This window comes from Curtobacterium sp. ER1/6 (genome assembly GCF_001742745.1).
Lineage (GTDB): Bacteria > Actinomycetota > Actinomycetes > Actinomycetales > Microbacteriaceae > Curtobacterium > Curtobacterium citri.
The window spans coordinates 194,050-209,000 of sequence record NZ_MJAK01000001.1 but is presented as its reverse complement, the minus strand read 5'-3'; the positions used below and the strand labels follow the sequence as shown (position 1 = coordinate 209,000).

Genomic DNA, 14,951 nt, shown 5'->3' with positions numbered 1-14,951 from the left:
CGAAGGGCGCGGGTGGGGCTGCGGGTCCGGCCGCCGGCTAACCGGCGGGTGGGTCGGACGGGCTCGGGTCCGGGGCAGGTTCAGCCGGGGCGGACTGGCCCGTGACGTCGCGGACGGCGCCGACCGGGTCCTGGGAACCCCTGACGGTGGCCTTGACCCGGATGGAGGTGTAGCCGTCGGGCACGGCGTCGGTCATCGCCCACGGAGCACCGGTGTCCGGGTTCGTGTCGGAGCAGACCTGGAGGAGGATCGTCCGGCAGTAGGACACCTGGTAGCCGTCCGGTGCGATCCGTCCGTTGTTGTCCGGAGCGTTGATCACGGGTGCCTGTCCCACGACGGCGCTGGCGATGCTCGCACGGGTGGTGTAGGCCGTGGCGCGGACCGCCTCGCCGGACGCGCAGTAGGCACCATCGGTGGCGCAGGACGTGAAGACGACCGACGTCTCGAGACCGTAGCCACTACCGGCGCCGATCGACGCGGAGCCGGAGAACCGCACGGGGGTCCCGCCGTTCACCGAGTAGTACAGGAACGGTGACGTCGCGGTCGCGGTCGCACGGAGACCCCAGGTCGGCGCGGTGGCCCCGTCCTGGACCGTGTCGACACTCCCGCTGGGTGCTGTCGGGGTCTGGTAGCCCTGGACGCTTGCGGGCTGCGACGGCGTGCAGAACAGGCCGTTGTCGGCCAGCGCGACGTACCGGTACTGGCTGGTGATGCGGTCGCTCGCCGACGCGCCGGTGAACACCTGCTCGGCGCCGGTCGTCGAGCAGCCGGAGGGGACGGGCGTCGAGCTCGCGTACTTCACGATCCGCCAACCCGCGCTCCCGCCGGCCCAGTCGGACTCCGACGCGCGCAGCGTCACGGCGGTCGCCGACCCGTCCGGCTGCCCGGTGGCGCTCAGCTGCGGCGTCGCCGGAGCGCCGACGGCGGATCCCGTCGCCGACGCCTCGTTCCACTGCACGGGGCTGCCGTCACGATCGGCCGCGTTCCGGGCCGACACCCGGACCGTGTACTCGGCACCGCTCTGCGCACCGGTGAACGAGACGCTGGTCGCCGTGCCGGCGTTCCGCGTGGTCGAGAGGCCGGGGCCCTGCACGGAGACGACGTAGTTCGACACCGCGGAGCCGCCGCTCGGCGCTCCGACCGCGTTCCAGGACACGTCGAGCTGGTTCGGCGTCGTGCTGCTCGGTTCGACCCGCAGCCCCTTCGGCGGGGCCGGCACGAAGTCGGCGCTGATCGACGCGGAGGTCGCGGACGGTACCGAGTCCCCCACGGCGTTCTGCGCGACGACCGAGAACCGGTACGACGCCGCGGGGTCGAGGCCGGTCACCGTGCACACCGTCGAGGTACCGCAGTCCTTCACCACGCCGCCCGTGCCCTGGAGCCGGTAGCCCGTGATCGGCGAGTTGTTCGACTGCGGGGTCGCCCAGGTCAGGGTCGCCTGGCCGCCCTGGAACGTGCCCGTCCGGGTCGGCGCTCCCGGCGCGTCCGGGACGTCCTGCACCGAGATCGTCACGTCGCCCCAGACGTACCGGGCGGCGTCGTCCGTCGCGTCGGCGACCTGGTACTGCAGGTGGGCGTCGACGGGTGCGGCGGAGTCGGACACGGACACCTGCAGGCGCGACCGGTCGGCGCTCGGCGACACGCTCACCCCGGCGGGCAGGCCGCCGGACAGACCACGGATCGCCACGACGCGGAGCCGCTCGTCGGGGAACGGGTTCGTCGGCTGGTCGTTGGTCAGGACGTCGATCGTGGACGTCTTCCCGCGCTCGACGACCGCGCGGTCCGCACCGGGCTGCACCAGCGGGCGGGTCGAGCCGACGATCCCCACCTGCACGACACCGGCGCGTCCCGCGCTGGCGTCGTCCGCGACGCCGATGCCGATCGACGCGGTCGTGTCCTTCGACGCGGTGTCGGCGACGCTGATCCGGAGCTGCTGGCCCTGGATCGTCGCGGTGGTGCCCGCGCCGGGTCGGCTGACGACGGAGTAACGGAGCTCGCCGAGGTCGTCCGGGTACGGGTAGTCCGTCAGCTTGGCGAGGTCGATCGTGCGGGAGTCCCCGGGCTGCATGTCGATGTTCGAGCCCGAGAACGACGGCGGCTGGTTGGTGCGCGGGGTCACCTTGACGGGCAGCACGAGCGTCGCCACGCGCCCCTTGCCTCCGTTGGCACCCGAGCCGTCGGTGACCTCGAACGAGATGGACGCGTTGCCGTAGTAGAGCTTCGACGACGTGAACTGCAGCGTCGACCGGTCGACCACCAGGTCCTTACCGTCGGCGTGCGTCGCCTTGACCGTGCCACGGTCGGTGAGCTGGGCGGTCCGGCCGTTCGCGGTGACGACGTACCGGTCGAGCGGGATCCGGACCGTGGCCTCGCTCCGGACCGTCACCGGACCCGCGCTGCGGTCGACCTGCGGCAGTGCGTCGTCGAACCCGGGCACGTGGATGAAGCCGTACGACACGACGTCCGGGTGGTCCGACCGCGCGACCGAGAACGGGATGACCTGCGATGCGTCGGTGAGCTGCACGGTGATGCGTCGGTCGTTCGTCACCCGGGCGGTGTCGCCGTACCCGTCGACGACGCCGACGACGAGCCGCGAGGTCGAGCCCTCGGCGAAGAAGACGTTGCGGAGCACGTCGACGGTCACGCTCTGGCGGCGCAGGATGTCCTGCAGGTCGAGGGTCGTGTCCTCGACCTCCGGACGCAGCGGCGGGGCGTCGCGGTCGACGGTCACGGTGAGGAACGCCGTGCTCGAGCCACCGCTCGGGTTCGTCACCGTGTAGAGCACGGCGAAGTCGCCCTCGGTCGCGGACTTCGGCGGCGTGACGCGGACCTGGGTGCCCTGCAGCACCCGCGCGGTCACCCCGGCGGCGGTCGGCTCGGCGGTCGTCACCGTCAGCTGCCCACCCTGCGGGTCCGAGTCGTTCTGGAGCACCCGCACGGTCACCGTGCCGCCGGGTCGGATCGTCACGTGGTCAGCCTGCGCGACCGGGTCCGACGCCTGCTCCGCGCGCGGACTGATGCCGACCCGGACGGTCCCGGTCGCACGTGCCCCGAGGGCGTCGACGACCGTGTAGGTGAACTCGTCCGTCCCCGCGGAGTAGTCCCCCGCCTCGTAGGTGAGCGCGTCGGACGTGACGTCGCTGACGGACCCCTTGTCCGGGTTGTCGGCCACGCCCACCAGCTGCACCGAGTCGCCGTCGGGGTCGATGCCGTTCAGCGGCACGGTGACCCGCACCGACTGGCCGGCGACCACGCGTGCCGTGACGGTCTCCGGTACGGGCGGGTTGTTGGTCGCGGCGTCGCGCTCGCGGACCGAGATCGAGACGGTGGCGTCGGCGTACTGCCCGTCCGGCCCGGAGACGCGGTATACGGCCGTGTGGTTGCCCGGCGTGTCCGGCGCGAGGTACCGCAGCCGGTCGCCGGCGACGAAGAGCAGGCCACCGTCGCCCGGCACGTTCTGCACGAGCTCGGGCTGCAGCGTCAGGGGCTCGCCCTCGGGCTGCGAGTCGTTCGCGAGGACGTCGATCTCCGCGACGTCCCCGACCCGGACGGTCGCGGAGTCCGCCTGCGCGACGGGCGGTTGGATGCGGTCCGGCCGCGGGATCTCGACGACCGTGATCGTGCCCGTCGCGGTGGCCAGCCCGTTGGACTCGGTGTACCGGAACGAGACCGGTCCGTCGAGGGGCGCGGTGAGCGTGACCCGGACGACGTGCTGGTCGAGGATGCTCGCCTGGACACCGGCGTCCCGGGGCAGCCCGTCGAGTGCGGTCACCATGAGCACCCCGCCCGCCGGGTCCGTGTCGGTCGCGGTGACGTCGGTGTCCTTGGCCGACAGCGTGTTCACGAAGACCGTCTTGGGGGTCGTGATCGGCGGCGTCGACGCGTCGGGCGGTGCGAGCACGGTCACGCGCGCGATGCCGCTCGCGGTCTTCGTGCCGTCGGTGACGGTGTACTCGAGCTGGTGGTCACCGGGTCCCGCGCCCTCGACGCGGAAGGTCCCGGCGTCGTACGACGGGGTGACAGTCAGCCCGGACGACGACGACACGCTCGTGAGCGTCACGGTCCCGTTCCCGCCGCGGACGTGCTCGAGCGGGTCGACGGTGAACGCCTTGCCCGCGTAGCCCTGCACGGCGAACGGGTCCGCGAGCAGCGGGACGTTCCCCGCCTTCGCGACACGGACCGTGACCGACCCGCGTCCGCGGTCACGCCCGTCGCTCACGACGATCTGCACGGTCCGGTCGCCGGTCTTCCCGCTCGCGTTGCGGTAGTCGAGCATGCCGTCGGGCGTCGTGGAGACCTGGTCCCCCTCCGCCGACGCGGACTCGAGGTACACCGGGTCGCCGTCGGGGTCGACCCAGTCCGAGAGCACGTCGGTGACCACGTGTCCGTTCTGGACGACGTCGGCCGAGGTGCTGCGGACCTGTCGGGGTGGTTCGTTCTCGGAGTCCGGCCGGACGGTCACCCGGACCGTGGCACTGTCCGAGCCGCCGTTGCCGTCCGTGATCGTGTACGGGAACGAGACCGTGCCCTTCGCGTCGGCCGCGAGGGTGATCTGCAGCCGCTGGCCGTCGCCGACGATCGCCACGCTGCCGACCGCGTCGTCGACGCTGCCGACCTCGCTGATCACGAGCGGGTCGCCGTTGGGGTCGTGGTCGTTCAGCAGCACGGGCAGGCTCGTGGTCCGGCCGGGACGCGCCCCGAGGTCGTCGTCGACCGCGACGGGCGGCTTCTGGTCCTTGTCGACCTGCGGGTCGTCGTCCGACACCCGCTCCTGCTGCTGCTGGTCGTCCTGCTCGACCAGGTCCGACCAGTTGTCGATCAGCTGGCCGCTGCGGTCGATCGCCCAGGACCGGCCGCTGCGGGGGTCGTTCGCCACGACGGTGCGTCCGTTGTGCACGATCTGCAGGTCGTCCGCGCCGGCGGTCTGCGCGAGCCGCTGCAGTCCGGTGCCCTGGCACGAGTCGGTCGCCTGCCCACCGGCCCAGGCGGCGTAGGTGCAGGAGCCGACGACCGCGGGCCGTGCCGGGCGTCCGGAGACCCCGAGCGCGGTCCGGTCGACGGTACCGGACGCCGAGACGCGCACCATCCCGGCGGACCCCGCGACCACGACGTCCGTCGACGAGTCCGAGGAGTGCTGGAGGGCCGGGGCACCACCGATCGCGTCACCGAGGTCGACGACGTCCCCGTCGACGGCGAGCTGACCCGAGGTGCGGTCGAGGACGGCGACGTGGTCGCCGAAGGACGCGACCTGGAACTCGTGGGCGCGGTCGAAGCGGACGTCCCACCGGCGGTCGACCGTCAGGTCCGTGCCGACGTCGACGAGCGCCGCACGGCCCGTCCGCGGTGAGTAGACGGCGACGTGTCGGTCGGACGCGTCGAACACGGCGTCCGCGCCGAGGGTCAGGTCCGCCCGGATCGAGGCGTCGAAGTCGGCGAGGTCGGCAGCCGGCGTCGCCCAGAGCTCACCGGTGTCCCCGTTGCCCACCACGGCGGTGTCCCCGGCCAGGAAGACCTGCGGAGAACCCGCCGGAAGCGTGACCGCGTCGCCGACCGTGGCCGCCGCGACGTCGACCCGCGAGACGGTCCCCTTGGTGCCGTCGACGCTGTAGACGTCGGCGCCGCGCTGCAGGACGGACAGGTCGTCGCTCGGCGACTCCACCGCGGTGTTGAGCTCGAGCACGGCGGTGTTGGCCCGACCCACGGCGCCGTACTGCGCCGACGGCACCCACACCGTGCCGTCCCCGAGGTCGACGCGCTGCGTGTGGTACCCGGTCGACACGACGGCCGCGGTCGCGACGACGGCACCGACGAGCACGGAGGCCCCGACGGACACGGCGGCCGAACGGTGCCTCGCCAGGAACGCGCGGATCACCCGGCGCCGCCGATCGTGCCGCACTGCTCGGCGCTCGCTGCGCCGGTCTTGCCGTCGCGGTTCACCGCGACCGTGATGCACTCCTCGGCTCCGGACTCGCCGGAGACGACGAAGGTCGTGCCGGTCTGCTGGCTCGACACCCCGTCAGAGGAGATCACGTACGTGTCGCCCGAGCGGAGTCCCGGGTCCTGCCAGCTGAACGACACCGAGTCCGCCGTCGCCGCGGCGCGGACGTCCGTCACGGCGGGGATCGAACCGGTGCCGATCCGCGTGACGAGGAGCACGGTGACCACCGCGAGGGCAGCGACCACGACGACACCGGCGGAGCCGGCCCACAGCAGCGTCGACCGGCTGCGTCGGCGGACCCGTGTCGCGGACCCGGTGCGGTGCACGGTCCCCACGCTCTGGACGCCGACGTCCGACCCGCCCTGCAGGGACCGCCGGTTCCGTCGACGAGCACCGACACGCGACGGCGCCTGCAGCTCCCGCACGACGGTGCGGTCACCGTCGGTCGACGGCGTCGTGACGGCCCACGCCTCGACCGCGACGTCGGCGGCGGTCTGCGGGATCCCGAGCTCGGCCTCGACCTGCTGCAGACCGCGGACGAACTCGATCACGGTCGCCGGACGCGCCGACACCTTGCGCGACATCGCCGTCGCCAGCAGGCGCTCGAGCGACGGCGGGACGTCCGCCCGCCCGGTCGGGCGCACGCCGCCGCGCTCGATGCGGTCCATGAGGTCGGCGGCACCGTTCTTCCCGCCGCGGACCTCGAAGGGGCTGCGGCCCGCGAGGAGGGAGTAGACGGTCGCGGCGAGCGAGTAGACCTCGGACTGGATCGTGCCGCGGGACTCGTCGCCGAGGACCTCGGGCGCCGACCACGGGATCGACATGCCGACCGGTTCGTCGGGGTCGGCGCTGCCGATCGTCGCCGCGATGCCGAAGTCGGAGAGCACGGGGTTGCCGTAGGCGGTCCGCAGGATGTTCGAGGGCTTCACGTCGCGGTGCAGGACGCCTTCGCGGTGCGCCGTCTCGAGGGCCGCCCCGATCCGGATGCCGATCGCGAGGACCTCGGACACGGGCACCGGCTCACGGCGGTAGCGCTCGCTGAGCGACGAGGAGCACAGCTCCATCACGAGGTAGGGGCGTCCGTCTGCGGCGATGCTGGCCTGGAAGACCGTGAGGATCGAGGGGTGCGTGCTCAGCCGCGCCATGAGGTTCGCCTCGGCCTGGAACATCTGTCGCACCCGGTCGTCCACGACCTCGTCGAGCAGGACCTTGACCGCGACCTGGCGTCGGGGCATGTCCTGCTCGTACAGGAAGACGTCCGCGAACCCACCGGAGCCGAGGACGTGCACCGGGGTGAAGCCGGCGATGACGGGCGGGTCGGACGGCAGGCGTCGTGCCATGGGTGTCCTTCCCTTCCCCGGCCCGTGGTCGGCCGTGTCGATCGTCGCGGCCAGGCCATTCTACGAAGCGACTCCGACGCCCCGGGGCGGGCCTGACGCCCTGTGGAGGGCGACCATCCCCCACTTCAGGGGGCACGGACGGCCCGCCGGCCCTCAGTGACGGGGCAGGGTGTCCTCGACGTCGCTGTCCTCGGGAGCCGCGTCGACCTGCACGACGACCACGGTCACGTTGTCGCGCCCACCGGCGACGACGGCATCGCCGACGAGTCGTTCGGCCAGTGCCTGTGCGCCGGGCTCCCGGGCGGCGATCCGTGCGATCCCCGCGTCGCCGAGCTCCTTGGTGAGGCCGTCGGAGCAGACCAGGTACCGGTCGCCCGCGCGCAGCGGCAGCGTCCACCAGTCCGGCTCCGGCGGCTCGCCGAAGCCCACGGCTCGCGTGATGACGTTGCTGTCCGGGTGCTGCTCGGCGTCCTCGGCGCGGAGGAGCCCGGCGTCCACCATCTCCTGCACGACCGAGTGGTCCACGGTCACCCGGCGGAGGACACCGCCCTCGATGCGGTAGGTCCGCGAGTCGCCGACGTTGAAGACGAGCGCGGCGGGCTGCCCCTGGGCGGCGACGAGGGCCACGCCCGTCACGGTGGTCCCCGCACCGAGCGCGTTGCCTCCGGCGGCACGTTCGATGTCGGCGGTGGCGAGCAGCAGGGCCCGCTGGATCGCCTGCCGCGAGGTGAACGCCCCCTCGACGACCTGGTCGAGCCGCCGGACCACCGCGTCGCTCGCCCGGTCGCCGGCGAGGTGCCCGCCCATGCCGTCGGCGACGACGAAGAACGGCGCCCCGACCAGGTAGCTGTCCTCGTTGTGGTCGCGTCGCCGCCCGACGTCCGTCGCGGCACCCCACGACAGCGTGAGGGTGGCGCCCGCGGCACCGGGGACGTCGATGGCGTGCTCGGTGGCTGCTCGGCCGAGTTCGGTCACGGTGTGTGGGTCGCTCTCTGGTGGGGACGGGCCGGTTGCTCGGTCTTCACGGGACCGACGGGAACGGTGGGAGGCCGTCGTCGGGTCCGACCCGGAGGTGCGGCGACAGGACCTCGATGACGTTGCCGTCACCGATCTCGACGAGCGTACCGGTCAGGACGACGATCGAGGCACCCGACGCCATCCGGAACGGCGCGGACCCCGGCGGGCGCACCACGGTGCCGTTCGTGGACCGGAGGTCGTCGACCACGGCGGCCTCTCCGGCCGCGTGCACGAGCAGGTGCGAGGACGAGACCTGGGTGGTCGGCGACGGCACCGTCACCAGCTCGGGTCCGGCTCCGTGCACCACGCGGGGCGCGGCGGGCCGCCGGCCCACCACGACCGGGCGGTCGAGGCGCACGACGCGGCCGCCGACCCGGATCGACGGCACGCGCGGGGGCGCGGACGCCTCGACGGGTCCGGACGGGAGGCGCGTGGGGACCCCGACGGACGGGTCGCGGTCCGCCGTGTGCACCGGCTCGAGCCGCGCCTCCGGGCCCGGGACGCGGTCGCCGCTCCGGGGTGCCGACGCATCGCCGTCGCGACGCGGACGGACGACCGTGTCGTCGGACGACGGCGCGACGGGCGGCCGGACCCCGACCGCCGGACGGATCACGGTGTCACCGAGCGGATCGTCGTCCACCGCGCCGGCCTGGTCGACCTCGCGGGCCTCGTCGACCGCGCGGGTTTCGTCGACCGCGCGGGCCTCGACGTCGGTCCGGCGCGGCCGCAGCACCGTGTCCGCCACCGCGGCGGCCGCACGGTCGTCGTCGCCCTCCTGCGGGGCGTGCGCGCGCAGCACCGTGTCGTCGTCGTCCCCGCGTGCCGGCTCACCCACCATGGTCAGTCCACCGTAGACGATCCCGTCCGCCCCGTGGCGCTCCCCCACCACGCCGGCTCGTGTCCGGACCGCACGGCGCGGAGCACCAACCAGGCGAAGGGGTCGTCCGGTCGGGTGTCCAGCGCGTGCCGCGCGCGGACCTCGGCGCGGGCGGATGACCCGACGGCCCAGGCGCACCACGCTCCGAGCGCGAGCGCGCCCGCTGCACCGATCCCCACGTCGCCTCCGACGGCGCCGTCCGCACGCCACGTCCGCCAGGCCGAGGCACAGCGCGCGCCCGCCACCCGCAGGCGCGCACGATCGGGCACCGGGCCACCACCGCCGAGCGCCGGTGGTGTCGGATCGCGGAACGGGTCGAAGGGGACGACCGTGCGCGGGTCCGGGTCGTCGCACGCCGCGAGGAACCCGACCAGGGCGAAGCGCGTGGCGAGGGCGCCGCACGCCGTCGTCACCACGACCGCGCGCGAACGGTCGAGCTCCTGGTCGAGCTCGTGGTCGACCGGCTCGTCCCGACCGGCCGGTCCGCCCGTGGAGGGCGCGACCAGCGCGGAGCAGGCCGCGCGGAGGGTCACCGCCGCCGCGATCTCGCGGGGCCAGCGCACGTGGGTGGAGGAGTGTCCGTCTCTCGTCGAGGTCATGCACGAGATCGTGACGGAGGACGGGCCTCCCGGCCGGCTGCGCTCGTCCACCTGTGGAAGGGGGTCACGCGCGCCGGTCCTGTGCAGGATCAGGCCCGCGCGGGCTCCAGGCTCTCGGCGACCAGGTCCCAGCCGTCCACGGTGCGTTCCAGCACCACGTCGTGGGCGCGCGCCCAGGCGACGAGCGCGTCGACGTCGTCGACGTCCGCCGCGGTGCGGCCGAGCATCGCCACCAGGCGCCCCTTGGCGGTCTTGTTCCAGTGGTTGAGCGCCTTCCGACGCCCACCGGCGTCGACGCTCACCACGCGCAGGGCCAGCGCCCCGGACACGGGCCCGAGGGCTCGGTACCCCTCCGACCGCAGGTCGAGGACGAGACCGTCACCCCGGCTGCCGAGCGCACGCGTCGACGCCTCCGGCCAGTGCTTCGCGAGCCGCAGCGCCCCGAGCCGGGAGTCGTGGGACAACCGGTACGCGGGGATCGCGTCGCCGGCACCGATCGGGCCGAACATCGCCGACTGCACGACGACGTGGTCCGACCACCACCCCCGCGTCCGATCGTCCGCGGCGGACGCGTCGAGGGGGTCGTACAGCACGCCCGTGTACCGCTCGATCGCCGGCAGCGTCGGCGCGGTGTCGAGCTCGAGGTTCCGGAGGCGCTCCTCGACCGACCGCGGACCGAGCTTCAGGGCCGTCCGCGCGGTGGACTCCTCGGAACTGACGGAGCGGGCCGCGGTGATCACCGCGGCCCGCTCGTCGGACAGTTCCGGGAAGGACAGCGCACCCAGGTCGAGGGCGCGTGCCGGGTCCCCGCCCTCCCGCTTCGTCTCGGACGGCGGGAGGAGGACGGTCAGTCCGGTCAGGACGCCAGCGCGGCCTGGCGCGCGACGATCGTGACCGTGTCGTGCTCGACCGACAGGAAGCCGTCCTCGGCGTCCGCCGTCACCGTCGAGCCGTCGGCCCGGGTGATGCGGACCTGGCCCTGCGCGAGGGTGGCGAGCAGCGGCTCGTGCCCCGCGAGGATGCCGATCTGGCCCTCCGTCGTGCGTGCGACGACCATGGTGGCGTCGCCCGACCAGACCTCACGGTCGGCCGAGACGACGCTCACGGTGAGTGCCGCCATGTCAGCGGTTCTCCTTCTGGATCTGCGACCACTTCTCTTCGACGTCGTTGATGCCACCGACGTTGAAGAAGGCCTGCGTCGCCACGTGGTCGAACTCGCCGTCGGCGATCGCGCGGAAGGACTCGATCGTGTCCTTGAGCGGGACCGTCGAACCCTCGACACCCGTGAACTTCTTCGCCATGTACGTGTTCTGCGAGAGGAACTGCTGGATGCGACGTGCGCGCTCCACCGTGATCTTGTCCTCTTCGGAGAGCTCGTCGACACCGAGGATCGCGATGATCTCCTGCAGTTCCTTGTTCTTCTGCAGGATCTGCTTGACGCGCGTCGCGGTCTCGTAGTGGTCGGCGCCCAGGTACCGGGGGTCCATGATCCGCGACGTGGAGGTCAGCGGGTCGATGGCCGGGTACAGACCCTGCGACGCGATCTCACGCGAGAGCTCGGTCGTGGCGTCGAGGTGCGCGAACGTGGTCGCCGGAGCCGGGTCGGTGTAGTCGTCGGCCGGCACGTAGATCGCCTGCAGCGAGGTGATCGAGTGACCACGCGTGGAGGTGATGCGCTCCTGGAGCACGCCCATCTCGTCGGCGAGGTTCGGCTGGTAGCCCACCGCGGACGGCATGCGACCGAGCAGCGTGGAGACCTCGGAACCGGCCTGCGTGAAGCGGAAGATGTTGTCGATGAAGAGGAGCACGTCCTGCTTCTGGACGTCGCGGAAGTACTCCGCCATCGTCAGCGCCGACAGGGCCACGCGGAGACGCGTTCCCGGCGGCTCGTCCATCTGGCCGAACACGAGGGCCGTCTTGTCGAAAACCCCCGCCTCCTCCATCTCGCCGATGAGGTCGTTGCCCTCACGGGTACGCTCACCGACACCGGCGAACACCGACACACCGCCGTGGTCCTGTGCGACGCGCTGGATCATCTCCTGGATGAGGACGGTCTTGCCGACGCCCGCACCACCGAAGAGGCCGATCTTGCCACCCTGCACGTACGGGGTGAGGAGGTCGATCGACTTGATGCCGGTCTCGAACATGGTGGTCTTCGACTCGAGCTGGTCGAAGGCCGGCGCCTTGCGGTGGATCGGCCAACGCTCGGTGATCTCGAGCTTCTCGTCGGTGTTGAGCACGTTGCCCAGCACGTCGAAGACCTTGCCCTTGGTGACGTCGCCGACGGGGACCGAGATCGGGGCGCCCGAGTCACGGACCTCCTGACCACGGACCAGGCCGTCGGTCGGCTTCAGCGAGATGGCGCGGATCAGGTCGTCGCCGAGGTGCTGCGCGACCTCGAGGCCGATCTCCTGCGTCGAGTCACCGATGGTGATCGTCGTGTGCAGGAGGTTGTACATCTCCGGGATGGCGTCGTGCGGGAACTCGATGTCGACGACGGGACCCGTGACACGGGCGATCCGGCCGACACCGGGCGCCGACGACGTCTCGACCGCGGTGGTGGCGGTGTCGGTCATGGCTGGTGCCTTCCTGAGGGGTTCTGTCCGCGAGCTTCGCGGACCACTACTTCTTCTTCGACGAGAGGGCGTCGGCGCCGCCGACGATCTCGGAGATCTGCTGGGTGATCTCGGCCTGACGCGCGTTGTTCGCGAGACGGGTGAACTCGCTGATGAGCGAGTCGGCGTTGTCACTGGCGGACTTCATGGCCTTCTGGCGGGCGGCGTGCTCGGAAGCGGCCGACTGCAGCATGGCGTTGAAGATGCGGCTCTCGATGTACACCGGGAGCAGCGCGTCGAGGACGGCGTCGGCGTCGGGCTCGAACTCGTAGAGCGGCAGGGGCTCGCCGTTCGACGGCTCCTCCACGCCCTCGACGACCTCGAGCGGGAGCAGGCGCACGACCTGCGGCTCCTGGGTCGCGAGGCTGATGAACCGGTTGAAGACGATGTGGATCTCGTCCACGCCGCCCTCGGCCGTGTCCTGGAGGAACTTCGACACGACCGCGTCGCCGATCTCCTTCGCCGTCGAGAACTCGGGCTGGTCCGTCCCGCCGATCCACTGCCGCTCGGAGGGACGCTCGCGGAACGCGAAGTACCCGACCGACTTGCGACCGACGAGGTAGAACACGACGTCCTTGCCCTCGCTGCGGAGCAGGGAGGCGAGCTCCTCGCCCTGCTTGAGGACGTTCGAGCTGAACGCGCCGTTCAGGCCGCGGTCCGAGGTGAACAGCACCACGGCTGCGCGGGTCGACGACTCGGGCTCGGTGGTCAGCACGTGGTCGACGTTCGAGAACGTCGCCACGGCCGACACGGCCCGCGTCACGGCCCGCGAGTACGGACCGGACGCGGCCATGCGCGCCTGTGCCTTCTGGATCCGCGACGCCGAGATCAGCTCCATCGCGCGGGTGACCTTCTTCGTGGTCTTCGCCGACTTGATGCGCTGGCGGTAGACCCGGACCTGTGCCGCCATCTAGCGACGACCCTTGACGATCTGCTCCTGGTCGACGTCCTCGGCCTGGGCCGCGTCGAACGACTCCGAGCCGAGCGTCTTGCCGTCGCTCGTCTGGAAGCCCTTCGTGAAGGCGTCGATCTCACGGTCCATCGCGGCGACGGTCTCGTCGCTGAGCTGGTTCGTCTCACGGAGGGTGGTCAGGACGTCGGAGTTGCGACGCAGGTGCTCGAGCAGCTCGGCCTCGAAGCGGAGCACGTCGGGGACGGGCACCTCGTCGAGCTTGCCGTTCGTGCCGGCCCAGATCGAGACGACCTGCTCCTCGACCGGGTACGGCGAGTACTGCGGCTGCTTGAGGAGCTCGGTCAGGCGGGCACCACGGTCCAGCTGACGACGCGACGCCTGGTCGAGGTCGGACGCGAACATCGCGAACGCCTCGAGCGAGCGGTACTGCGCCAGCTCGAGCTTGAGCGTGCCGGAGACCTTCTTGATCGACTTGACCTGGGCGTCACCACCGACGCGCGACACCGAGATGCCCACGTCGACGGCCGGACGCTGGTTCGCGTTGAACAGGTCCGACTGCAGGAAGATCTGGCCGTCGGTGATCGAGATCACGTTGGTCGGGATGTACGCCGACACGTCGTTCGCCTTGGTCTCGATGATGGGCAGACCCGTCATCGACCCGGCGCCGAGGTCGTCGGACAGCTTCGCGCAACGCTCCAGCAGACGGGAGTGCAGGTAGAAGACGTCACCCGGGTACGCCTCGCGGCCCGGCGGACGACGCAGGAGGAGCGACACCGCACGGTAGGCCTCGGCCTGCTTCGACAGGTCGTCGAAGATGATGAGGACGTGCTTGCCGCCGTACATCCAGTGCTGGCCGATGGCCGAACCGGTGTAGGGGGCGAGGTACTTGAAGCCGGCCGGGTCGGAGGCGGGAGCGGCGACGATGGTGGTGTACTCCATCGCACCGGCGTCCTCGAGCGCACCCTTGACGGAGGCGATCGTGGAGCCCTTCTGGCCGATGGCGACGTAGATGCAGCGGACCTGCTTGTCCTCGTCGCCCGACTCCCAGTTGGCCTTCTGGTTGATGATCGTGTCGATCGCGATGGCCGTCTTGCCGGTCTGGCGGTCGCCGATGATCAGCTGACGCTGACCGCGGCCGACGGGGATCATCGCGTCGATGGCCTTGATGCCGGTCTGCAGCGGCTCGTGGACCGACTTGCGGGACATGACGCCCGGGGCCTGGAGCTCGAGGGCACGACGGCCCTCGGCCTGGATCTCGCCGAGACCGTCGATCGGGTTGCCGAGCGGGTCGACCACGCGACCGAGGAAGCCGTCGCCGACGGGGGCGGAGAGGACCTCGCCGGTGCGGGTGACCTCCTGGCCCTCCTCGATGCCGCCGAACTCGCCGAGCACGATGGCGCCGATCTCGTCCTCGTCGAGGTTCTGCGCGAGACCGAGGGTCCCGTCCTCGAAGCGGATGAGCTCGTTCGCCATGACGCCGGGCAGGCCCTCGACGTGCGCGATGCCGTCGCCCGCGTCGGTGACGTGCCCGACCTCGGCCGTGGAGGCCTTCGTCGGCTCGTAGTTCGAGACGAAGTCCTTCAGGGCATCACGGATCTCATCGGGGCTGATGGTGATGTCTGCCATGGGATTTTCCTTGTAGGTTTCCGGGG

10 protein-coding genes are annotated in these 14,951 nt (G+C 71.9%); all 10 read right to left on the bottom strand.

Annotation, left to right across the window (positions count from 1 at the left end; translation table 11 throughout):
* Positions 1-37 precede the first annotated feature (37 nt).
* The gene (locus tag Cus16_RS00940) at positions 38-5,833 is read right to left on the bottom strand and encodes an Ig-like domain-containing protein (RefSeq protein ID WP_141718755.1); all 5,796 of its coding nucleotides are present in this window, start codon (positions 5,831-5,833) and stop codon (positions 38-40) included.
* 35 nt (positions 5,834-5,868) lie between these two features.
* Entirely contained in the window at positions 5,869-7,278 is a 1,410-nt protein-coding gene (locus Cus16_RS00935; RefSeq protein WP_069710765.1) for a serine/threonine-protein kinase, read from the bottom strand.
* 153 nt (positions 7,279-7,431) lie between these two features.
* Positions 7,432-8,253: a PP2C family protein-serine/threonine phosphatase gene (locus Cus16_RS00930; RefSeq protein ID WP_069710764.1), complete on the bottom strand. Its 822-nt coding sequence runs from the start codon at positions 8,251-8,253 to the stop codon at positions 7,432-7,434.
* A gap of 46 nt (positions 8,254-8,299) precedes the next feature.
* Complete coding sequence (locus Cus16_RS00925; RefSeq protein WP_141718754.1) at positions 8,300-9,133, bottom strand: hypothetical protein; 834 nt, start codon at positions 9,131-9,133, stop codon at positions 8,300-8,302.
* A gap of 2 nt (positions 9,134-9,135) precedes the next feature.
* The gene (locus Cus16_RS00920; protein WP_141718753.1) at positions 9,136-9,771 is read right to left on the bottom strand and encodes a hypothetical protein; all 636 of its coding nucleotides are present in this window, start codon (positions 9,769-9,771) and stop codon (positions 9,136-9,138) included.
* A gap of 89 nt (positions 9,772-9,860) precedes the next feature.
* Positions 9,861-10,622 carry a YaaA family protein gene (locus Cus16_RS00915; RefSeq protein WP_069710761.1) on the bottom strand — a complete coding sequence of 254 codons (762 nt, stop codon included), beginning with the start codon at positions 10,620-10,622 and terminating at the stop codon, positions 9,861-9,863.
* Between the two features lie 5 nt (positions 10,623-10,627).
* Entirely contained in the window at positions 10,628-10,891 is a 264-nt protein-coding gene (locus Cus16_RS00910) for a F0F1 ATP synthase subunit epsilon (RefSeq protein ID WP_069710760.1), read from the bottom strand.
* Position 10,892: 1 nt separating this feature from the next.
* Complete coding sequence (gene atpD / locus Cus16_RS00905; RefSeq protein WP_069710759.1) at positions 10,893-12,347, bottom strand: F0F1 ATP synthase subunit beta; 1,455 nt, start codon at positions 12,345-12,347, stop codon at positions 10,893-10,895.
* Between the two features lie 46 nt (positions 12,348-12,393).
* A complete protein-coding gene (locus Cus16_RS00900) occupies positions 12,394-13,296 on the bottom strand; it encodes a F0F1 ATP synthase subunit gamma (RefSeq protein WP_069710758.1) in 903 nt (300 codons plus the stop codon).
* Positions 13,297-14,925: a F0F1 ATP synthase subunit alpha gene (gene atpA / locus Cus16_RS00895; RefSeq protein WP_066654625.1), complete on the bottom strand. Its 1,629-nt coding sequence runs from the start codon at positions 14,923-14,925 to the stop codon at positions 13,297-13,299.
* Positions 14,926-14,951: the final 26 nt, after the last annotated feature.